At 42.1% G+C, this 23,702-nt stretch carries 17 protein-coding genes; 11 read left to right on the top strand and 6 right to left on the bottom strand.

All coding sequences use genetic code 11. The annotated features are described in order from the left end of the window. Positions 1-43: 43 nt before the first annotated feature. On the bottom strand, positions 44-670 hold the full coding sequence (locus tag ACRWQL_RS05775) for an FMN-binding negative transcriptional regulator (protein ID WP_434952728.1): 627 nt from the start codon (positions 668-670) through the stop codon (positions 44-46). A 190-nt stretch (positions 671-860) separates the two neighbouring features. Between ACRWQL_RS05775 and dinB the strand changes: the two genes are divergently transcribed. Further along, entirely contained in the window at positions 861-1,934 is a 1,074-nt protein-coding gene (gene dinB / locus ACRWQL_RS05770; RefSeq protein ID WP_434952727.1) for a DNA polymerase IV, read from the top strand. Positions 1,935-1,992: 58 nt separating this feature from the next. Here dinB and ACRWQL_RS05765 read toward each other — a convergent pair whose 3' ends face one another. Further along, the gene (locus ACRWQL_RS05765; RefSeq protein WP_434928498.1) at positions 1,993-3,453 is read right to left on the bottom strand and encodes an aminoacyl-histidine dipeptidase; all 1,461 of its coding nucleotides are present in this window, start codon (positions 3,451-3,453) and stop codon (positions 1,993-1,995) included. A gap of 206 nt (positions 3,454-3,659) precedes the next feature. Here ACRWQL_RS05765 and ACRWQL_RS05760 point away from each other — a divergent pair, with 206 nt between their 5' ends. The 7 genes from ACRWQL_RS05760 (at position 3,660) to ACRWQL_RS05730 (ending at position 16,092) form a co-directional block, all read left to right on the top strand. Next, positions 3,660-5,189, top strand: coding sequence for a M17 family metallopeptidase (locus tag ACRWQL_RS05760; RefSeq protein ID WP_434952726.1), 1,530 nt, complete (start codon positions 3,660-3,662; stop codon positions 5,187-5,189). Between the two features lie 2,033 nt (positions 5,190-7,222). Then, complete coding sequence (locus ACRWQL_RS05755; protein WP_434952725.1) at positions 7,223-9,079, top strand: PIN-like domain-containing protein; 1,857 nt, start codon at positions 7,223-7,225, stop codon at positions 9,077-9,079. Positions 9,080-9,945: 866 nt separating this feature from the next. Then, the gene (locus ACRWQL_RS05750) at positions 9,946-10,620 is read left to right on the top strand and encodes a DUF6610 family protein (RefSeq protein WP_434952724.1); all 675 of its coding nucleotides are present in this window, start codon (positions 9,946-9,948) and stop codon (positions 10,618-10,620) included. Continuing rightward, a complete protein-coding gene (locus ACRWQL_RS05745; protein WP_434952723.1) occupies positions 10,617-11,240 on the top strand; it encodes a hypothetical protein in 624 nt (207 codons plus the stop codon). Before ACRWQL_RS05750 ends, ACRWQL_RS05745 begins: the two co-directional genes overlap by 4 nt. Positions 11,241-12,203: 963 nt before the next feature. Next, positions 12,204-13,493, top strand: a complete 1,290-nt coding sequence (locus tag ACRWQL_RS05740) for an NCS2 family permease (RefSeq protein ID WP_434952722.1) — start codon at positions 12,204-12,206, stop codon at positions 13,491-13,493. A gap of 180 nt (positions 13,494-13,673) precedes the next feature. Then, positions 13,674-14,804, top strand: a complete 1,131-nt coding sequence (gene proB / locus ACRWQL_RS05735; RefSeq protein WP_434952721.1) for a glutamate 5-kinase — start codon at positions 13,674-13,676, stop codon at positions 14,802-14,804. Then, positions 14,794-16,092, top strand: coding sequence for a glutamate-5-semialdehyde dehydrogenase (locus ACRWQL_RS05730; protein ID WP_434952720.1), 1,299 nt, complete (start codon positions 14,794-14,796; stop codon positions 16,090-16,092). Before proB ends, ACRWQL_RS05730 begins: the two co-directional genes overlap by 11 nt. 82 nt (positions 16,093-16,174) lie before the next feature. Here the strand turns inward: ACRWQL_RS05730 and ACRWQL_RS05725 are convergent, their stop codons facing one another. From ACRWQL_RS05725 to ACRWQL_RS05710, 4 genes are all read right to left on the bottom strand, one after another. Further along, positions 16,175-16,897: a TorF family putative porin gene (locus ACRWQL_RS05725; protein WP_434952719.1), complete on the bottom strand. Its 723-nt coding sequence runs from the start codon at positions 16,895-16,897 to the stop codon at positions 16,175-16,177. Positions 16,898-17,129: 232 nt separating this feature from the next. After that, positions 17,130-17,495: a cupin domain-containing protein gene (locus ACRWQL_RS05720; protein WP_434940239.1), complete on the bottom strand. Its 366-nt coding sequence runs from the start codon at positions 17,493-17,495 to the stop codon at positions 17,130-17,132. Positions 17,496-17,511: 16 nt separating this feature from the next. Then, positions 17,512-19,008 carry a CoA-acylating methylmalonate-semialdehyde dehydrogenase gene (locus ACRWQL_RS05715; protein WP_434952718.1) on the bottom strand — a complete coding sequence of 499 codons (1,497 nt, stop codon included), beginning with the start codon at positions 19,006-19,008 and terminating at the stop codon, positions 17,512-17,514. Positions 19,009-19,111: 103 nt separating this feature from the next. Next, a complete protein-coding gene (locus ACRWQL_RS05710) occupies positions 19,112-20,461 on the bottom strand; it encodes an aspartate aminotransferase family protein (RefSeq protein WP_434930310.1) in 1,350 nt (449 codons plus the stop codon). 292 nt (positions 20,462-20,753) lie between these two features. Between ACRWQL_RS05710 and ACRWQL_RS05705 the strand changes: the two genes are divergently transcribed. The 3 genes from ACRWQL_RS05705 to ACRWQL_RS05695 all read left to right on the top strand — a co-directional run bounded on the left by ACRWQL_RS05705 (position 20,754) and on the right by ACRWQL_RS05695 (position 23,671). Continuing rightward, a complete protein-coding gene (locus ACRWQL_RS05705; protein WP_434940241.1) occupies positions 20,754-22,250 on the top strand; it encodes an aldehyde dehydrogenase in 1,497 nt (498 codons plus the stop codon). Positions 22,251-22,380: 130 nt separating this feature from the next. Continuing rightward, entirely contained in the window at positions 22,381-22,830 is a 450-nt protein-coding gene (locus tag ACRWQL_RS05700) for a VanZ family protein (protein ID WP_434928512.1), read from the top strand. Beyond that, entirely contained in the window at positions 22,823-23,671 is an 849-nt protein-coding gene (locus ACRWQL_RS05695) for a sulfurtransferase (RefSeq protein ID WP_434952717.1), read from the top strand. The genes ACRWQL_RS05700 and ACRWQL_RS05695 overlap by 8 nt, the downstream gene beginning before the upstream one ends. The last annotated feature ends 31 nt before the right edge of the window (positions 23,672-23,702 follow it).

Below are 23,702 nucleotides of genomic sequence, written 5' to 3'. Positions count from 1 at the left end.
ATCATACGGTTTAGGTTAAAGCCCCTAGGAAAAGTGCTTACTGTTAACCTAGCGCAATATTGTTATCGACCATGTACTTCAACAGCTGTTGCTCATCTATGCCGGTAGACTTTGACAAGCCTGCAACCACTCCGAGTTGATCGAGCGAGCTTCTATGCTGGCCAAGCTTTTGTTTACCTTGTAGTTCAGTAATCACAATTTTAAACCCGACAATCCCTTTAGCTAACTTATCTTGAAATTGTTTAGGGATAAAACCTTCACTGTTTTCTGCGGTGGGCGTTAATAAGCTGGGCTCATATTTTTGTATTGTGGTTTCTAATATCGCCATTGTGGTTTTATCGTCGGTGAGCTCAACAGCGCCTTTAGCGTGTACCACGCTGTAATTCCAGGTGGGTACAGCAGGGGAGGCATGATACCAAGTCGGTGAAATATAGGCATGAGGGCCATTAAAAATACACAATACTGAACTGTCTATAATATCCTGCCAATGTGGATTGCTACGTGCTAAATGGCCATAAAGTACCCCATGCTCACCCTCGTCTGCTTTTAATATCAGCGGAATATGCGAGGCTTCTAAGTTTGGTGATATGACAGACGCAAAACCATGTTGTGCAATAAACTGATGTACGGCACTTAAGCTGTCCATTTGCCATTTTTCGGGTACATGCATGTGTTAACTTATCCTTGTAAATAACCTATAACCAATTGATTTATCATAATAGATACTTAGTCGGAACACACAACTTATTTCCTATTCCATTTCATCTAAATGCTGTGCTTTATTTATCTGGCGGATACATTGAATACTGTTTTTACATACAGTATTATAGGTTACCTTTTTAATCTTAATGGCATCAGCAATGCGCAAAATTATTCATATCGACATGGACTGTTATTTTGCCGCTGTTGAGATGCGTGATTTTCCTGAATTACGCGATAAAGCCATTGCTGTAGGTGGACGTAGTGATCGCCGTGGTGTTATCAGTACCTGTAACTACGCGGCACGTAAGTTCGGTGTGCGCTCAGCTATGTCGAGCTATCAAGCGTTAAAGCTGTGCCCTCATTTAGTCTTGGTGCCTGGGCGGATGCAGGTGTATAAAGATGTTTCACAACAAATAAGACAGATATTTAACCGCTACAGTGATGTGATTGAACCACTGTCATTAGATGAGGCTTTCCTCGATGTCAGTGATTGTCAGCAATACCACGGCAGCGCGACCTTAATTGCCCAGGCCATTCGCCGAGATATCGAGTTAGAAACCGGATTAACAGCATCAGCGGGTGTTGCGCCAATTAAGTTTTTAGCCAAAATTGCCTCAGATTTAAATAAACCCAATGGTCAATATGTGATTACCCCCGATGAAATTCCTGAATTTGTGCGCACGCTACCGTTAAAGAAAATTCCGGGAGTGGGCAAAGTCACAGCGCAAAAATTGTCGGTATTAGGGTTAGAAACCTGTGCCGATGTGCAGCGGTATCCTAAGGCAAAGTTACTGGAAATTTTTGGCAAGTTTGGCGCAGTGTTAACTGAACGATCAAATGGCATCGATCCAAGGCCTATCAGCAATAACCGAGTGCGTAAATCTGTGGGCGTTGAAACGACATTAGCCCAGGATATTTTTACTTTAGCCCAATGCCATCAAGTATTACCGCAACTTATTCAAGAGCTTGATAGTCGGGTGAGCCGCAGCGCAAAAGATCGATTAATCAACAAGCAAGTGGTGAAAATCAAATTCAATGATTTTAAACAAACCACCATCGAGCAACGCAGCGATGAAATATCGGTAAAGCTGTTTTATGAATTGTTACAACAAGCACTGACCAGAAGTAATGAACGTGGTATTAGGTTAGTTGGGGTCAGTGTTGGGTTGGCGGAATTAGGTGAAAAAAAACTGCAAACTGAGTCGGTTGCCCAACTCGATTTGCAGTTTTAAGTTTCTATGCTAAATGGCTTAAAGCCTTGCCTTACATCGCATTAAGCCTAGCCTTACATTAAGCTTTAGCTGGAATGCGTTCTAATACGGCTAATAATAACTGCCAGTATTGGCCTACGGTTTCAATGTTAACCATTTCATCCGGGCTATGCGGGTAACGAATAGTGGGGCCAATCGAGACCATGTCCATAGTTGGGTAGGGCTCTTTAAATAAGCCGCACTCAAGACCTGCATGGATAACCATAATCGTTGGGTCTTTTTTGTAAATGTCATTGTAGGTATCACGTACAATGGCCATAACCGGTGAGCTGTTATCCGGCTTCCAACCAGGGTAAGCGCCGCTAAACTCAATACTGGCACCCGCAAGATTGGTCAGTGCATTTAACATGCCTTGCACTTCATCACGGCCTGAGTCGATAAGCGAGCGAATTAAACATAAAATTTCAACGCTTTCTTGTTCAGTGCTAATGACACCCACATTTAATGAGGTTTCAGTTACACCAGCTACTTCATCACTCATACGTATTACCCCATTAGGGCAGGCATGTAGTAAGTCAATTAAGCTGTTTTGCGCATCTTCGCCCATCACTTTGCTTGGTGCATCAATGGCTTCTAAGGTTAACAACATGCTTGGGTCGGCAATCGCTAACTCTTCACGTACCACAGCCTGAAATGCGCTAATAGCCGTTTTTAACCCATCAACATTTTCAGCAGGTAACATAAAGCTGATATTCGCTTCACGCGGAATCGCATTACGTAATGAACCACCGGTAAAATCAACGAGTTCTAGGGCTAATTCATCACTGTATTTAAACAAAAAACGAGCCAGTAGTTTATTGGCATTACCACGACCAAGATGAATATTTACCCCAGAGTGGCCGCCTTTAATACCTGATAAGGTCAGCTTAAACGATTGATTGCTCAGCTCAGGTGCTTGCCATGAAAGTGGCACAGATATCTGGGCGTCAACACCGCCAGCACAACCCATGTAAATCTCACCTTCTTGTTCAGAGTCGGTGTTGATCAAAATCTCAGCGTCTAAATAACCGGCTTCTAACCCAAACGCGCCGGTCATGCCGGCTTCTTCATCAATGGTCAATAAGACTTCTAGTGGACCATGTTTAATGTCATCGCTGCCTAGCACGGCTAAAGCCGAAGCCATGCCAATGCCATTATCTGAACCTAATGTTGTACCTTTTGCTTTAACCCATTCACCATCAACATAGGCTTCGATAGGATCTTTTTCAAAGTCATGCACTTTGTCGGCATTTTTTTGTGGCACCATATCGATATGAGCTTGTAAGACAACAATTTTGCGATCTTCCATACCGGGAGTAGCAGGTTTACGAATAATGAGGTTGCCTACTTTGTCCTCAACCACGCTAAGGCCTTTGCCTTTTGCCCATTGTTGAATGTGGCTTGATAGCGCTTGTTCATGCTTAGAAGGGTGGGGAATAGCACAAATTTGTTCGAACCATTGCCAAAGAGGTTGTGGATATAATTGATTTAATGCAGTCACGAAACGTCCTCAATCAAGATAAAATATGCCATTATTCTAACATAGGCTGTTCAATTGCCATTGTGACTGCGTGGTTTTTCTTTGCAGTAGACAGGTTATTGTGTAAATAAAAATTCACTCTAGAATGACCGTTAACGCTAACACTAAAAATCAATCAGACCGTTCACACACCAAGAATAATCGACAATAAAGCATAAGGAAAAATCATGTTTCAAGTGCCAATAGTAGATGTAAATAACGATCAAGCCATTTTTGAAGGCGAAGGTTTTGATGCCGTCATCGTCGTCACTGCTGATTTAACTCAGCTTGCTCAGCAAGAGATTAGCTTATTGGCTGAACATGCTAAGCAAATTGATCACCGCGTAGGTAAGCAAGCAACGTTACTTTTTGCCCCTGGGTTAGCTGGTGGCAGACTGATTATTGCCCCGGTAACGGGTGATGATGACTATGCCGATGTGCGCATTTTTGCTAAGGCCGCAAAAGAGGGGATCAGTATTGCCAAAGATGCAGGCGCCACTAAACCTTTATTAATTGTGGCATCGTCTCAAGACCCTCGTTTTAGTTTTGCCACTGAAGTGGCTGCACTGGCTTGCGGTCAAGCATTGTGGCAACCACTCGAAACCCGTGAAGCAAACTCACTTACGCCAGCGCTAACCGCTATTGGTTTAATGGCCAGCTCACCTAAAAGTGAACTGTTAAATGCATTAGAAGCGGGCAGAGTATTAGCGCGTGATTTATGCGGTACTGAGCCTGAGCGCATGAGTGCGATTCACTTTGCTGATTACTGTGTGGCGTCTTTTAAAGACAGCGGCCTTGATGTTGTCGTCGTAGAAGATAAAGCGACCTTAATAAAAGATTACCCCTTGTTAAGCGCTGTGGGGCGCAGCTCATTTGATGTTGCGCGCCATCATCCACGGGTGGTTAAAGTGGCTTACACCGGTGAAGGCGAAATTAAGCGAACATTGCTATTTGCCGGTAAAGGTGTGGTATATGACACTGGCGGAGCTGACATTAAAATTGCCGGCGGCATGGCGGGCATGAGCCGTGATAAAGGCGGCGCAGCAGCCGTTGCGGGTTTAATGAAAACCTTATCAATATTAAAGCCTAAGGGCGTTAAGGTTATCGCCGAGCTGGGTTTAGTGCGTAACAGTATCGGCAGTGAAGCGTTTGTTACTGATGAGATTATTACTAGCCATGCAGGTGTTCGAGTCCGTATTGGTAATACCGATGCTGAAGGGCGCTTAGTATTAGCTGATTTGCTGTCGCATTTACGCATTCAAGCATCACAAGCGGTTGCGCCGTCATTATATTCGGTAGCGACCTTAACCGGTCATGTGGTACGCGCCTATGGTAGTTATACTGCCTTAGTTGAAAATGCGGTGGCTAAGCAGCAAGGCGTGGCAGCAACATTGCAACACATTGGTCAGCAATGGGCTGAACCTTTTGAAGTGTCATACTTACGCCCTGAAGATTTTGATAAGGTTGCAGATAAAAATGGTGCGGCAGATGTTATATCGTCCAACAATGGCCCGTCATCATTGACTGCGCGAGGACATCAATACCCTGCAGCATTTTTATTAAAAGCCTCAGGACTTGATAGCCACCATTTAAAAAGCAGCCAACCGTTAAGCTATACCCATATTGATATTGCCGGCAGCGCGACTGAAGGTGATCCCTTATACGGCAAGCCAACAGCACAACCTTTGGTTGCTTTATTACAGTTTGCTGTTAGGTAGGTTTATAGTATTTTTATTGTTATTTAATAATGACTTAAATTGTTGTTAATGATTTGTTTTGCATTTGTTAAAACCTTTATTTGGTAATGTTATTACCGAATAAAGGTTTTTTGTGATTTATATCAAATAAAGCTTGTAATTAAATTACAGTTTTGTATAATTCTCTTCGTCGGCAAGCAAGACACCGTCAATGCTAGTAAATCCAGGATGGATGTTATCTCCAAGGAATCGAGTGAAAGAAAGTTGTCTCAATGGATTGAGAAAGGTTAGTTCCACGGATCAGAACCACTACTAGGTTTATACAACTTTAATTTGGAGAATTTATTATGTCTTATTTAGGCAATGGCAAGATATTTTGGCAAAACACTTGGATTAATCCAGAGGCTTTGCGCGGCGGTTTTTTCGCCATGAAGTTTTAAAATAGTTCAACTTATTTCCGTTTGACTATTCACCACCTTTTTTTCGTCGTTTTGACGTTTTGACTCGGGTAATTGATCAGCTTGATTGATTCCCTTATCACATCCCCAAGTGATACTAGTTTTCCGTTCCCCAACGGGATACTTGAACCATGTCAGCCTACTCAATGAGTAGGCTTTTTTTTGTCTGTCGTTTATGTCATTCACAACAGATTTCATCATAAGTCTGCTTTAATGCATCTGTTGAGGAAAATCTTGAACGCTAACTTGTTTATGCACCAAAGTTAAAGTATGCATATGACTGGTGGCCACTATGAACATAGGGCTTTGCCATTAATAGAGAATGTGTCATGTAGTTTATCTTTATAGGTTCAGCATGGTATTCACTCACCGACACGCATCATTTTTTCGAAATAAAAAGTCCTTGTAGCTCAACCGACCTATCAATGGGTCGGATGGTCGGCTCGCAAATCACCATAATGAACCTTCTGAGTATTTGCTTAGTCGGCAAGTCTTAAAGAGTGAGTGACATAAGATTATTTCAAAAACACTAACTTTTTTTGCCCCAGTGATAGATTAGGTGTATGACCTGCGGCCACTATGAATAAGGCGCTTTGGTTATAGCAAAGCATGTATCGTGAAGTTTATCTATGTAGGTTCAGCATGATATTAACTCACCGACACGCAGTATTCTTTCGAAATAAAAAAGTCCTTGTAGCTCAACCGACCCATCCATGGGTCGGATGGTCGGCTCGCAAATCACCATAATGAACCTTTCGAGTATTTGCTTAATCGGCAAGTTTTAAAGAGTGAGTGGCATAAGATTATTTCAAAACACTAACTCACTTTTGCCCCAAAGTTTGTTTGGAAATATGGCCTGCGGCCACCAACGTCGTGGCGCTTCACCCACACCAGACCAAGAGGGTATCAACAGCAATACCCTCTTGGATCACCCTGCCGCCCCTGACGAAAAATGCTGAAAAGCGCATAATTTTCGATGGGGATCGATCCAGCTTTAAACTTCATCTGTATCCGGCTTCGGCCATTGTCGAAAAGTCCTAACGCTTCCGATGAGCCGTCCCTGGCCCAACGAAAGCTAGCGTGGCATCCATGCCAAGCTCACGGCCTTTTCTCGATGACCTCAATTCAAAACGGACATCCCAGCTTATCTTATGGAATTGTTACAAATGAAGTTAAATCGAAGATGCGAAAATTTCGGGTGCAGATGAGCCAGCGAGTATCCAAAACAGGACGTTTTGGTTAAGCCCACATGGATGTGCTTGCGGCGTCTCGCTGGATTATCTGCACATAAGCCTGCGGCAGGCAATGGATTAGATTGAAGATATGGTCTTCCATGACTGGGCAGAGATAAATGAATTAGACGATGGGCATCTTTAACGTATTTATGCCCCATTACAAGCTAGCGCACTTTTCCATCATACTTTACGGATGTGTATTTAACTGACTTTTTCTAATCTGTGTATTGTCTAGTGGATTAGGAATATATCACATTCGAAACAACAGTTTACTTTATGTAAAAGGCAACTTTATTTGTTTAGTTGATTGACATCCTAAGTTATGATGGTTAAATATTGTCATATATGGATTGAACAATTAATGCACTTAGGCCACTACGAGTTCGATACTACTATCGAAGAGCACCACAAAAAAATAGCAGAAATAGTTAGTAATAAGAAAACACTAATCTTTTTTGACACAAACATTCTCGCCTATTTATACAAACTTCACGCAAATGCACGCAACGAGTTCTATACTTGGTCTGATTCAGTTATCAATGATAATCGGATTTTTCTACCAGGTTGGGCTGCGAGCGAGTATTCAAATCGCGTAACAACCAATAAACTTGACGATTACACAAATAATAACAACAACGCATCACCAGATAAAGCGAAGAAAATGTATGAAGCACTATATGAAATTGCTTCTTTATTTGTGGATGATGATATTTTAGCCAGCTCTCAGTTTACAGGGGATCGGGAACAATTTTTAGATGGGTTTCGAAACACTATCAAATCGTTGGATACTTATACACGAGCTTTTAAAACGCAGTTTAAAGTTGGTGATGTCCACAATGAGATCATAAAACATTTTTCAACAGTCGTTCTTAACTCCGACCTTACAGAACTGTGTTCGAAAGCAAATAAGGAAGGTGATACGAGGTTTGAACATCGTTTACCACCAGGCTTTAAAGATGGGGGGAAGGGAGAAAACCGTTTCGGTGATCTAATCATATGGTATGAAGTTCTGGGTAAATCGAAAGAGTTCAAAGCAAACTTTGACCATGTACTGTTTCTTTCTAATGATGAGAAATCAGATTGGGTTTATGCACCTAAGTATAGGGCAAATACTAACGGTGGAACTAGAAAGTTTGTATCTAACAAAAATCCAGTAATTAAAATTGCTGACCCACGGTTGGTTGCTGAATTCTCTAATAGTTTAGGCCATCCGAATTTCACTGTTTGTAGCCTTGCTTTACTTATAGAGAGTCTATCTAAAATTGAACCAAAACGTTTTACTAATCTAGCAGGTGCTATCCAAATAAATATCCAAGAAACTTTAACACCTGTCGAGGAAGTCATTGATCCTGTCGAGGAAGTCATTGAGCCTGCCGAGGATGTCGTTGAGCCTGCCGAGGATGTCGTTGAGCCTGCCGAGGATGTCGTTGAGCCCGATGAGGAAGCTCCCCTAATCTTTGCATATGCTCAAGAAGCATTGCAGGATAGCCTATATCAAGTAGATGCACCGTCAGAAATTAACGAGATTATAGGTGATCTCAAAAGTTATAACTGGTACACGCAAAATCCAGCAGTTGCAAAAATAGGTTCACTGGACGGGGAAAGTCTTGATGCATCCTCATGTTTTGTATTAGGTAGAAACATTTATCAAGCTGCTTGTGGAAACTCCCAAAAAGCAAGTGAATATATGGCTTCCTTGCGTAGAAAACTAACCATTTTCCCAAATGACATCGCTAATCATATTCTTTCAGGAATGGTATTTGAAATTTACTTTGATTCAAAAGCTGAATATCGTGAAAGGGTGAAATTTGACTATGCTAGTAGTGCCTTAAGCTTATTAATGAAAGATGACTTTGAGCAGGCTAAGAGTTTCATCAGGCACTATTTACAAAATTATCGGGGGCAATTGTTCTACATGCCAGGTGACGAAGGTGAACCAAAGAATGAAATTACTATCAAAGTAAGTATGAACCAAGGTGACGAATCTAGTTTTGTACTTGATTCAGTAGTGTTCAAGGGTAAAGAACTAATTGTTGATCATGATGATTCTTTTGGGGTTACACAAAACTACAATGCATCAAGTATCAAAACCGAAGTATCATTCAGTCTCGCTATTCCAGAATGGGCTTTAATATTGAAAACCAATGAAAAAGTTGGCGATAAACACCTACAGATAACTGATGGTAAGATGTTTGACGCCCAGCAAGCCATGAACTAATAGATAACTTAAAGCTATGGTGAACACTATTGGTATTCATCATGGCTTTCTTGAGTTGTTTACTTCGGAATGGAGCTGTTTAAGAAAAGTAAAATTAGTTTTGTAGTTAATCGGTTATTGCTTCAGCAAGTTTAACCAAATTACATTTATTTTACGTAAACGCTTTCGATGACAATATTTAACTCGGAAATGTCCAAAAGTGTGCCTAGGGGCGCAAATTATTGATGCCCCATTTTCTGTTTGCCATTTTAAAAAATCAACGTCGTGGTGCTTCGCTCACACTAGACCAAAGGGGCAAAACGCTTGCGCCCCTTTTGAAACCCTCTGCGCCCCAGACGAAAAATGCTGAAAAACGCATAATTTTCGATGGGGATCGATCCAGCTTTAAACTTCATCTGTAACCGGCTTCGGCCATTGTCGAAAAGCCCTAACGCTTCCGATGAGCCGTCCCTGGCCCAACGAAAGCTAGCATGGCATCCATGCCAAGCTCACGGCCTTTTTTCGATGACCTCAATTCAAACCGAACACCCAGGTTTTTCTTATGGAATTGTTACAAATGAAGTTAAAACGAAGACGTGAAAATTTTATCAGCATAAGAACCTGCGGCAGGCAGTTGATTAGATTGAAGTCACAGACTGACTTAACCTACCCTAAACAACTTGTATTAAAACATTGAATTAAAGCTATAAAGTAGATTAAAGTATAAAAACTTAAGGACAAAGTAGGGTTACCTCGAACATAGTCATCGAGCGCGCCATTTAGGGAAGAAAAAGCCATTCAATAGCATGTGCCCATAAGCTCCCTTTTTAAAGTTTACTCTGACCCCACTAATTCACAAAACGAACGGACTTAAACGTGAGAGCAGTATGGAAATATTGAAGTTCATAGCCCACAGTAAAAAAGCTGTAGGAATGGCGACAAATGAGGGGTGGCACCCCGCGGCACGATACACCAATATGAGAGATGTGAAGACTTTTGACTTTGAGGGTATTGGGTTTGTCGATATTGATTGGAAGAATTATGATTTTTCAAAACACCTAGATGTTGTAGCAACACATAAACCAAAAATTACAATGGCTCGCGACGTTGAGTGTATTTTCAGTTTAGATTCGATACTAAAAGAAGCTGAACAACTTCTTCTCCACTCTGAGCAAGTCGCTATCGTCCCCAAAGACCCAAACCTCAATGAACGTTTAAGTGAGCTTATTCCACCTAACTTCATACTTGCATACAGCGTTCCTACGCGATATGGCGGCACTCAAGTTTCTATAGAAAGTTTTGATAGACCAGTGCACCTGCTTGGAGGCAGACCGGATGTTCAAAGAGCTCTTGCTGACAAACTAAAAGTCTACTCAATGGACTGCAATCGGTTTACGTACGATGCGCGATTTGGAGACTATTTTGATGGAACCAGATTTAGAGCTCATCCAGAAGGTGGCTATGGGCGATGTATACGAGATTCAATCTTAAACATAAACAAAATCTGGGAAGACTACGTGGTTCATGAACACGTTAGAAACTGGTTTAAGGAGGCTGTATGAATAAACGAGAAGATCTGTTGTTAAAAATGTACGACCAGATGTTTAATGACATCAATAGACATATTATGGTTGTTTGGCAGTGTGTTGGAGTGCTAATCGGTGCTTTTGCTATTTTCGCACTAGTAGAGAAGAACGTTGTGTCACTAGATATCGCAGCAAGTATCGTTCTCCTACTTTGTTTCTGGTTAATGTGCCACCTTCTTGATGCGGCTTACTGGTACAATCGAAATCTAGTGATAATTGCCAATATCGAAAGGCAGTTTTTGCAAAAAGATGACCTTAAAGAAATTCATTATTACTTCGGTAAGCACAGGCCAGACAATGTCATGATTGAACACCTTAAGATCCAATTTTACTTGGGCGTAGGGCTAGCTTTAATTGTAATGGGGTATCACTTTATAGAGCGTGTTGTCCCCGGAATGGACCAGCCTATGACTAATTTTGAACCCATAAGAGTGATTCCATACATACTGGTGCTGCTTGCAATAATCTATGTATGGAATCTGGCAAAAAAACTCAATGACAAGTACCAAGAGTTTATGACTAATTCCCCTGGCATTGATGTTGACACGGGAGCAACCGTTTACGGTGTCGGTCACGGTCATAATAAGCAGCCATAACTTTCGGTCAGTGCTTCCTTTGAGTGAAAGCCTTTTCAACTCGGTTCAGATGTAGTGGTTATTCACTGTCATGAATCTTTAGTCGGATAACGTTTATGTCCAATATCTTTCACGCTCGGCACCTCACTCAATGGTACAGCTCACCATTTTGGGATACAAAAAGTTATTCATGGGTGGCTAAATTAGCAAAGTTACTGACACGCTTTTGTCCAAAAACGAGTTAACTCTTGTTCTGATTTAGCTTTTACTACAATCACAAATGAAGCTAAATCGAAGAGATATAAATGCGGGTGCAGATGAGCCAGCGAGTATCCAAAACAAGGATGTTTTGGTTAAGCCCACATGGATGTGCTTGCGGCGTCTCGCTGGATCATTTGCACTTGTAGTCAACCTTTGACTCCAATGAAAATTTAATTGAGTTTTAAAATTTAGTTTGGTCAGGGCAAACTTTTAGAAAAACAAATCTTCCAACCCTGCTTTTGTCCAAAAGTGAGTTAACCCCTTTTTTATATAGATCTTCCCCACAGCCATCAATGAAGTTAAATCGAAGAGACAATAATTCGGGTGCAGATGAGCCAGCGAGTATCCAAAACACGGATGTTTTGGTTAAGCCCACATGGAGGTGCTTGCGGCGTCTCGCTGGATCATCTGCACTTGTAGTTAATCTCAAACCTATGAGGATTTAATTGGATCTGGTTACACTTTTATAAAAACAAATATTCCAACCCGCTTTTGTTCAAAAACCAGTTAACTCCTGCTCTGCAGTCAGCAATTAACCACTGTGATTAATCTGATATGAAAAGTCTGTTTTCAGGCTTTATCAGGTGTTTTTGTATCTAAAGTAAGATTTTATGACATGCTACAGGATATAATCTCCCTCCTTTGAGCATTCGGGGTCAGTTATCGGATCGGCTCAAAATAATAAAAACATTAATTAACCCTACACCCAAGGTAACGAGTTCTATGCTAGAAAAACTATTTAAACTAAAACAAAACAATACCTCGTTAAAGCAAGAAGTGGTTGCGGGTTTAACGACCTTTTTAACCATGGCTTACATCATTTTTGTTAACCCAATGATGCTTGCAGATGCAGGAATGGATCATGGTGCTGTATTCGTCGCAACCTGTTTAGCTGCTGCAATTGGTTGTTTAATCATGGGGTTGTTAGCCAATTATCCTATCGCGCTAGCACCGGGGATGGGGCTAAATGCGTTCTTCACTTACACCGTGGTCGGTGAGATGGGTTACAGCTGGGAAACCGCCTTAGGTGCTGTGTTTATGTCTGGCGTCTGTTTCTTGGTGTTGTCTCTGGTCAAAATTCGTGAGTGGATTGTTAACAGTATTCCAATGTCGTTACGGTTTGGTATTGCCGCAGGTATTGGGTTATTTTTAGCGTTAATCGGCTTAAAAAGTGCCGGTATTGTGGTGGCAAGCCCAGCAACGTTAGTGACTATGGGCGATATCACGTCGTTTCCGGCTGTGATGGCATCACTTGGGTTCTTTCTGATCATTGCTATGGTGCACCGCGGCTGGAAAGCGGCGGTTATTCTCAGCATTATGATAGTCACTGTATTAGGGTTGCTATTTGGTGATGTGCAATACAATGGCTTAGTGGCATTACCTCCTTCTATTATGCCGACATTCATGAAAATGGATATTTCCAGTGTATTAGAAATTAGCATGATTTCAGTGATTTTTGCCTTCTTGTTTGTCGATTTATTCGATACCTCAGGAACCTTGGTTGCTGTGGCTCAACGGGGTGGTTTTTTAGATGACAAAGGCCGTTTACCACGAGTAAAACGCGCCTTAACGGCGGACAGTGTTGCCACCATTACCGGTGCTATGTTGGGTACCTCTACTACCACCAGTTATATTGAAAGTACTGCGGGTGTGAGTGCAGGTGGTCGTACAGGCTTAACCGCTGTTGTAGTCGGCATTTTATTTTTAGCGGCATTATTTATTTCGCCATTAGCGGGTATGGTGCCAGCCTATGCTACATCGGGTGCGCTATTTTATGTCGCTATTTTGATGATGTCTGGTCTTGTTAATGTTGATTGGGATGACTTAACTGAAGCAGCTCCGGTAGTAGTAACCTGTTTATTAATGCCGCTGACGTTCTCTATTGCGAATGCTATCGGTTTTGGGTTTATCTCTTATTTAGTGATAAAGCTATTAACAGGTCGATTTAAAGACTTAAATGCCGGTGTGATATTTATAGCCATTTTATTTCTGGTGAAGTTTATTTACGGTTAGTGTTGTGTAAGTAGAGTGATGTTAATTAAGGGTTATGCAATGCATAGCCCTTTTTTATTGCTTATCTCGAATTAAATTCATTTAAGCCGATTCAAATTCAGCTTTATCTAGGAATTTTGTAATGAATTGGGTATAAAAATAGCTCGTACTATTTATCAATCAAATTTGAGAGAAGCTTAAATGGGTTATCGCCGCGTGGTAGTGAAGTTAGGCACCAGTGTACTGACTTCTGGCAGCAAAAAATTAGATAAAGCACATATGGTTGAGTTGGCCAGACAAATGGCTTATTTAATGAAATCAGGAGTTGAAGTGGTGTTATGTACTTCAGGCGCTATTGCTGCGGGACGTGAACATCTGCAATACCCCATTTTGCCCGATACCATGGCGCATAAACAGCTGCTTGCCGCGGTAGGGCAAAGCCAGTTAATTCTCGCCTGGTCACAACTGTTTAGTTTGTACGGTTTACACGTGGGGCAATTGCTGCTGACACGGGCCGATCTGCAAGACCGCGAACGCTATTTGAATGCCCGCGATACCTTAAATGCGTTACTTGATAACAATATTATTCCGATCATTAATGAAAATGATGCGGTAGCAACCAATGAGATTAAGGTCGGCGACAATGACAATTTATCGGCGCGCGCCGCATTACTTTGCGATGCTGATTTATTGATTTTGCTGACCGATCAAAAAGGCCTGTTTGATGCCGACCCACGTACTAACCCTAACGCACAATTAATAAAACAAGTGGTGAATATAGACGACAGTTTACGTTTGTTAGCGGGCGGTTCGGTTTCCGGTTTAGGCACAGGCGGTATGGCAACAAAACTTGAAGCTGCTGATATTGCCAGACGTGCGGGAATTGAGGTGGTCATCGCTTCTGGCCATCATCCTGATGTGATCAATAAAGTGGCATTGCGAGAGTCTGTAGGGACACATTTTAGTGCCATAGATACGCCACTTGAAAGCCGTAAACAATGGATTTTGGCCGGCCCGGCTAGCCAGGGGAAACTGTATATTGATCAGGGCGCTGCTACTGCTGTTATTGAAAGTGGCCGCAGCTTATTGTCTAAAGGCATTGCTCGTATTGAAGGTGATTTTGAGCGTGGCGCAACCGTGTTAATTGTCAATGCTCAGGCAAAAGTACTGGGTAAAGGGATCAGTCGATATTGCGCCGCCGATTTACGTAAAATTTGCGGTAAGCATTCAAACGAGATCGAAGCTATTTTAGGTTATGACTATGGTGATGCCGCGGTTCATCGCAATGATATGGTGGTATTAGAAAACAAGGAAACAGTACATGTCAGCTAATCAAGCGTCAGTAAAACAAGATCAAGTTAATGAGTATCTGGTTAATTTAGGTCAGCAAGCTAAAGCCGCCAGTTTTATCCTGGCCACTTTATCGGCTAAACAAAAAAATCACCTTTTACAAACCATTAGCCAAAGCTTAGCAGAGCATGCAGAGGTTATTTTAGCCGCCAATGCTAAAGATGTTATCGCCGCTAAAGCTAATGGTTTAACTGATGCAATGATCGATCGCTTAATGCTTGATGAAGGTCGCTTAGCGGGCATTATTGGCGATATTGATAATGTGATTGCGTTAGCCGACCCAATAGGAAAAGAAGCTGCAAGTCAGTTGCTTGATAATGGATTGCGACTGACTCAGCGCAGTGTACCTTTAGGTGTGGTGGGAGTCATTTATGAAGCCCGTCCTAATGTGACTGTCGATATTGCTGTGCTTGCTTTAAAAACCGGTAATGCGGTTATTTTACGTGGTGGTAAAGAAACCATTGAATCAAATAAAGTATTGAGTGAAGTTATCCGCGGTGCATTAACTAGCTTGAACTTGCCTGAAGGCGCGGTTCAGCTAATTGATTCGCCAGAGCGAGCCATTGTTAGCGGCCTACTGCGCCTAGATAAATATGTCGATATGATCATTCCTCGCGGTGGTCATACTTTACAGCGTTTATGCGCTGAGCAGTCAAGTATTCCAGTTATTCTTGGTGGTATTGGTATTTGTCATTTATTGGTAGATAAAAGTGCTGATTTAAGTCGTGTTATAGATGTTATCGCTAACGCGAAAGTGCAACGGCCAACCGTGTGTAACGCCCTTGATACCTTATTAGTTGACCAAGCGATTGCCAGTGATTTTGTGCCTAAAATAGCAGCCCATTTACACAGTCTTGGGGTGAGGTTTTACGCTTGCGATCAAGCTCAAGGCTATTTAGAGGGGTTAGGTTTTGATGTCAGCTTTGCTGATGATGAGTCGTTTTCAACTGAGTGGTTATCTTTAACCTTGGGCATTAAAGTGGTTGATAATATTGATGGGGCCATTAGCCATATTCGTCAATATTCAAGTGGCCATTCTGAAGCCATTTTAACCGACGATATTCATGCTGCCAGTTACTTTATGAATCAAGTTGATTCAGCCGCTGTGTATGTTAATGCTAGCACTCGTTTTACCGATGGTTCACAATTCGGTTTAGGCGCCGAAGTAGCGGTCAGTACCCAAAAACTGCATGCCCGTGGGCCTATGGCCTTAGATGCGTTAACTACGTATAAGTGGCTAGCGTGGGGCGATTATACCAGCCGTAAATAACTCACTTCAGTCCGGTATAAAGTATAGATGAAAAAAAGCTTACTCAATTGAGTAAGCTTTTTTATAAAGCAGTTGTTCTGTTCTAGAATGCGTAGCTTACAGACGCAAGGAAGGTGTCTTTAGTTTTGAATATACCGTCATCAACAGCATAATCGCCGTCTAGATCTGTCATTAGATAAGCCAGTGACAGTCCAAACCCTGCTACTTCAGTCGATACGCCGACAGAGTAATCAGAGTAGCTATCAAAACCTTCGCCATCATCTAAAGCATCACCAAAGTTATAACCGTAATGAACATCTAAGCTCCAGTTTTCAGTGAATTCCCAGCCGTAGTTTAGCTCCATGTAATGTAAGTCTAAATCACTGCCACCGTAATCATTGGTATACCAATAAGCTGCTCTAAAACCGCTAAAATCTACACCTACAGTGGCTTCTAAATAGTCGAGTTCACTATCACCTGGATAGTTGTAACGGTAAAGCGTGACGTCCCAGCTAGTATTGTCATCAATTTCACCGTAGTAACCGGCATAGATATCTAACTCGATATCAGGGCCATTATAACCTTCTTCATCAAAGTCGACGTTACTTGCCCATGCGCCTACAAAAAAGCCGTTTTCAGCACTCCAATCTACGCCTGCTTGCAGTGCTGGATCGCCAGCAGTTTGAGATACGCCGCGAAAGCGATAGTCATTTGTAAGTGACACTTCACCTGAAAATTCAGCCATTACAGAACCTGAAAGCACGGAAGCAGAAAGGGTAAGGCCGGCCAATAGCGCTAGTCTTGTTTTTGTGAATGTTTTAGACACGATATCTTCTCCATTTATAGTTATATACTCAGTTTTGTAGGGCAAAACTGGTGGTGCCAACTTTACCAAAAACACATGTTTTGGTTTTATACTCCGTGGCAGGTGTTACAGGTAAATCATCATCTTAGTCTGGTATTTTTATGACCGTAGTCGGGTATTATTTTTGAATCATTTTAACATTTTTTGCAAGATATATTTTACAGGGTTAGCTATGCTAACCCTGAATCGGTGCTTATTGTGCTTCAAAGATGACATACACTTTTTTACAATGTCCAATCACCTCCCAAGTCCCAATGAAACCTGCTGGAATAACAAACTTATCGCCGACAGTAACAGTCAATTTGGCGCCATTAGCATCAGTAATTACGCTAGTGCCTTCAAGAATGTCACAGTATTCATGTTCGGTATATTGCACATTCCAACATCCAGCTTCACTTTGCCATATGCCAACATTGAATTGCGAACAAGGACTGGCATAATGGTTTTGCACGCTCTGTAATGGGTTGCCTTGCAGTCTTTTTTCATCAGCAAGATGATATTTATCTATTCCTGCCGAAGAGGTCGCAAAGCTTTGTATATCGTTAATCAATTTAGTCATTTAAACTCACCAATTCTTAGTTCATCGTTGGCATAATAAAGGCCGAACCTTCACTAACCACAGCGGCTTTTGGCCATCTTGCGGTAATGGCTTTACGTTTAGTGTAAAAACGAACTCCATCAGGTCCATGCATATGCAGAGGGCCAAACAGTGAACGCTTCCAGCCACCAAAACTATGAAATGCCATTGGCACAGGAATAGGCACGTTAACCCCAACCATGCCGACTTCAACATGGTGGCAGAAGTGTCTTGCAACTTCACCGTTTTGAGTAAAGATGGCGGTGCCATTACCAAACTCGTGTTTGTTAATCAGATTAAGCGCCTGCGCATAATCTTTTACGCGAACAATCGCTAAAACAGGGCCAAAAATTTCTTGTTGATATATGGTCATCTCTGGGGTGACGTTATCGAACAAGCACGCACCTAAAAAGTAACCCTGTTGCTGATCTTTTAACGATAAACTTCTGCCATCGGCAATCAGTGTTGCCCCTTCAGCAACGCCTTGTTCAACATAGTCGCGTACTTTTTGTAGGTGCTGAGCTGAAATTAATGGCCCCATATCCATTTCAGGCGTTAAACCGTTACCAATTTTTAGCTTTTCAATTTGAGGGAGCAGGGCTTCAACTAATTTATCGCCGCTATTGCCAACCGCTAACACGACTGAAATGGCCATGCAGCGTTCCCCCGCACTGCCATAAGCAGCCCCCATAAGGGCTTTAACCGCCTGGTCTAAATCAGCATCTGGCATTAATAGCATATGGTTTTTAGCGCCGCCAAGGGCCTGTACGCGTTTACCGTGCGCTGATGCTGTGCTGTAAATATATTCGGCGATTGGAGTAGAGCCGACAAAACTTATCGCTTGAACATCTGGATGAGTCAGTAGGGTATCAACGGCTTCTTTATCGCCATTTACTACGTTAAATACCCCATCAGGTAAGCCTGCTTCGGTAAGTAATTCAGCCATACGCAGCACAGAACTTGGATCTTTCTCAGATGGTTTCATGATGAAAGTATTACCGCAAGCAATGGCAATAGGGAACATCCACATTGGTACCATCACGGGAAAGTTAAACGGCGCAATACCGGCAACCACACCTAAAGACTGGTTAACTGTCCAAGCATCAACGCCGCCACCCACTTGTTGGGTATGTTCGCCTTTGAGTAAATGCGGAATACCACAGGCAAATTCGACGACTTCTAATCCGCGGACTAACTCGCCTTTAGCATCATCTAGCACTTTGCCATGTTCACGGGTAATTAACTCGGCCAGCTCGTCAATGTTTTGCTCCATTAACGCTTTGAACTTGAACAATACCCGGGCGCGATTGAGCGGGGTAACCTGTGACCAGGTTTGATACGCCTGTTTTGCTATTTGAATGGCATCGCTGACTTCTTGCTCACACGCTAATGATACATGGCCACGTAATTCACCATTAGCAGGTTCAAAAATCGGCTGTTGGCGTTTGCTTGCTTGTGTGTGCTTGCCATTGACATAATGAGATAGAGTGAGCATAAAAAACCTTTTACATTAATAGATTAAAGTGAATATTGAATTTAAATAAGTTACTGAATTAGCATTTTTTTGATAGAGCATGGATTGCTAGTGTTAAATTTAACTAACCAACCGCATGTATCGCATCAGTCAGGCTGTTTACCATGTCATCAATTTGAGATTTTTCGACAATTAACGGAGGTGATAAGGCTAAGATATCGCCCGTCGCCCTGATTAACGTGCCTTGTCTAAAACAGCGATCAAAAATTTCATAACCGCGCTTCCCTATGCCTTTCTCACTGGGGGAAAACTGGATCCCAGCGACGAGCCCAATATTGCGTATGTCGATAATATTAGGCAGGCCTTTTAAGCTGTGTACCGCATCTTCAAAATACTGGCTTAAGTCTTTAGCGCGCTGAAAAAGATTTTCTTGTTGGTAAATATCTAGTGTTGCTAAAGCGGATGCCGCCGCAACAGGATGGCCTGAATAGGTATAACCATGGAAAAATTCGATCATATTATCAGGACCTTGCATGCAAGTGTCATGAAGGGTGTTACTGACAATGACAGCACCCATTGGAATCGCGCCGTTATTAATAGCTTTAGCAGTAGTAATGATGTCGGGTGTGACCTGCCAAAATTGACTGGCAAAAGCAGCCCCTAGTCGGCCAAATCCGGTGATTACTTCATCAAAAATTAATAGAATTCCGTGCTTTTGAGTAATTTCTCGTAGACGTTTTAAATAACCCTCTGGCGGTAAAATAACCCCAGCCGATCCAGACATCGGCTCAACAATCACTGCGGCAATATTTTCTGCACCGTGTAAAGTGACAAGTTGCTCTAAAACTTCCGCTTTTTCGATACCATGTTTAGGCAGACCTCGAGAAAACGCATTATTGTGGATGTCTAAGGTATGGGGCAGGTGATCTACACCTTGCAATAACTGACCACTAAAGGTCTTACGATTATTACCAATACCACCAACAGAAATACCGCCAAAACCGACACCGTGATAGCCGAGTTCTCGGCCGATAAAGCGAGTGCGTGAAGGCTGGCCATTTGCGCGGTGATAACACAAAGCCATTTTTAAAGCGGTATCTACTGACTCAGAACCTGAATTAGTAAAAAAGACTTTATCTAGCCCAACAGGACTTAACTCTGCAATTTTGTTCGCCAGTTCAAATGCCAAAGGATGACTTACCTGAAATGAGGGGGCGTAATCCATTTGAGTTATTTGTTTGCTGACCGCTTCGGATATTTTTTTGCGCCCGTGACCGGCGTTGCAACACCATAACCCCGCAGTACCATCGAGTATGGCTTGACCATGATCGTCGGTGTAATACATTCCTTCAGCATGAGTCAATATTCTTGGATTGGCTTTAAACTGCTTATTGGCAGTAAAAGGCATCCAGTAGTTGGCCATTTCTGGTGTTGATGTTTGAGCATTCATTGATTGAGGCGACGTTTGTTGCATTACTAAATCCTTGTGCTTGAGCACTCCATATGACTCATTAGGAGGCCTTTGTATATGATCAATAAATCTACAGGTGGTCAATATTTGCTACGGTATATCAAATATAACGAACACGGAAGCGTTTTTAGTAAAAAATTAAAGTAAATTGGACATTTTTGTAAAATATATTGAAATCTTTTGCGGTTAAGCATAATTTGAAGCATCGATTACAGCGTGTAATTAAAGTTAGGTTGTTTGGCAACTTTTTTATGTAATTTAGCTAAACATGCATATATAGGATGACGAGGTAACAATGAGCTCTCCAACAAATCGTAGCGAATGGGAACAACTCGCAAAAAGTATCACTATTAATGGCAAAGCCATGATTAATGGTGAGTACCAAGCAGCGCATTCAGATGAAACATTTGATTGTATTAGCCCAATTGATGGTCGATTGTTAGCTAAAGTGGCTAGTTGTGATTATATTGACGCCAATAAAGCGGTTGCTAATGGCAAAGCTGTTTTTGAAGCGGGTACATGGTCACAATTAGCGCCAGTAAAACGTAAAGCCATTATGATCCGTTTTGCCGACTTATTAGAGCAAAATGCTGATGAGTTAGCGCTGTTAGAAACCTTAGATATGGGTAAGCCAATTCAGTTTGCTAAATCGGTTGATGTTGCGGGAGCTGCCCGTGCGATCCGCTGGTGTGGTGAAGCCATCGACAAAATTTATGATGAAATTGCCCCCACAGCACATAATGAAATAGGCATGATTACCCGTGAACCTGTTGGTGTCGTAGCGGCGATTGTGCCTTGGAATTTCCCAATGATTATGGCGTGCTGGAAACTAGGCCCTGCGTTAGCAACGGGCAACAGCGTCATATTAAAGCCCTCAGAAAAATCTCCGTTAACAGCAATAAGAATGGCACAACTAGCGTTAGATGCAGGTATTCCTAAAGGCGTGTTAAACGTGTTGCCAGGCTTAGGACACACTGTTGGTACAGCATTAGCTTTACATATGGATGTTGATACTTTGGTGTTCACAGGTTCAACTAAAATTGCTAAACAACTGATGATTTACGCAGGGCAATCAAACATGAAACGCGTTTGGTTAGAGGCGGGTGGCAAAAGTCCTAACATAGTATTTAATGATGCGCCGGATTTAAAAGCCGCAGCACAAGCTGCTGCATCGGCCATTGCCTTTAACCAAGGTGAAGTATGTACCGCGGGATCGCGTTTATTGGTTGAGTCAGGTATTAAAGATGAACTGATAAAATTGATCGCCGAAGAGTTAAAATCTTGGCAGCCTGGTCATCCGTTAGATCCTGAAACCGTTACTGGCGCCATGGTTGATGAACAGCAAATGAACAATGTGTTGGATTACATTAAAGCGGGTGAAGATGAAGGTGCCACCTTAGTGCAAGGTGGTAAGCAGGTTATGGCAGAAACGGGCGGCGTGTATGTGCAGCCGACTATTTTTTCTGGTGTAAATAATAAAATGACGATTGCCAGTGAAGAGATTTTTGGGCCTGTGCTGTCAGTGATTGAGTTTGACGGCATGGAACAAGCGATTGAAATTGCCAATGACACCATTTATGGTTTAGCCGCGGGTGTATGGACATCGAATCTTTCTAAAGCGCATAAAACCGCCAAAGCATTACGTAGCGGTATGGTGTGGATTAACCATTATGATGGTGGTGATATGACCGCGCCATTTGGCGGTTATAAACAGTCGGGTAATGGCCGCGATAAGTCATTACACGCATTTGATAAATATACTGAAATCAAAGCAACTTGGATTGTTTTATAATCAACGTGATAAGTCCTGAGCAAACTTAGTTGCGACAAAGCCCTATGATAATCAGTCATAGGGCTTTTTTATTAAGTGAAATTCATCAAAAAGTATCGTAAGAATATCTTAAAAGTATATTAGGATGGCATTGAACAACACACAGGAAGTGACGCTAATGCTTAAACAACGTTTTTATCTTTTAGCTACTATAACCATGGCTACATTTTTAGGATTCATTATTTGGGTCATATACTTAGCTAACACTGGTGGCAGCAGTATTTTCTTCGACATCGTCAAACATATTCCCTATGGCGATAAAGTTGGTCATTGTTTACTATTTGGGGTATTAACCTATCTAGCCAATCTCACCTTACAATTTAAGACCATTCGATTAGGTTCGTTATCGCTTTATCTTGGCAGCTGCTTAGTCGCATTATTCGTGCTGGTGGAGGAAATAAGTCAGGGTTTTATTCCCCGTCGGACATTAGACATAGCCGATTTAGCGGCTGATGGCGTAGGCATAATGGTATTTAGCTACTTTACCTGGTTAACGCATAAATATGTGCAATCTTTGTATCAAGGAGAAAATAATGAGTAATTCAACTGTTTCAACAGCTTGGCTGGTTGAGCATTTAGATGATAAAAACGTTATTTTGCTTGATGCTAGTATGGCGGTGGTATTAGGTAAAGAGCCGTTAATCTATGACAGGTTAACGTGCATACCTAACGCGATTAATATGGGGCTAGAGCAAGACTTCTTTAATCACGACTCACAGATGTCCCATGCTATGCCAACCGCTGAACAATTCACCCACGCAGCACGTAAGTTAGGCATTAATCAGGACAGTACCGTGGTGATTTATGATAACCAAGGCATTTATTCTTCACCGCGGGCCTGGTGGACTTTTAAGGTGATGGGGTTTGATAAGGTATTTGTGCTTGATGGTGGCTTACCACAATGGATGGCTGAAAACCTGCCTACAGCCAATCAGTTCTTAACCGCCAACTTAGTCGGTAACGTAAAAGCTCAGCAACACACTGAATTGGTATGTGACTCTGCTAGCTTGCTGGCTATTGTTAGTGAGTACCCCGTGGCTCAAAGTGGCTCGCTGGTGTTTGATGCGAGGGCAGCGTCTCGTTTCAATGGCACTGCGCCAGAGCCTAGGGCGGGTGTAAGAAGTGGCCATATACCTTGTTCGGTCAATCTGCCTTTTGCGCAGGTGCTTGATGGAATAAAATTAAAGCCTTCGACAGAGCTGCAAATGATTTTTAATCAGCTTGATGAAAATCACGCCCAGCAGCGTATTTTTAGCTGCGGTTCAGGTATTACGGCTTGTATTTTGATACTTGCATCTACGGTGGCAGGTCATCAACAGTCGATATTGTATGACGGCTCGTGGGCTGAATGGGGGGCAAGTGATCATTTACCCGTAGCGTAATACATAAGCATTTTATATAAAGATCGTAAAA

It is taken from the genome of Shewanella sp. HL-SH4 (assembly GCF_051164845.1).
GTDB lineage: Bacteria > Pseudomonadota > Gammaproteobacteria > Enterobacterales > Shewanellaceae > Shewanella > Shewanella glacialimarina.
This window is presented reverse-complemented; position numbering and strand designations above follow the sequence as displayed.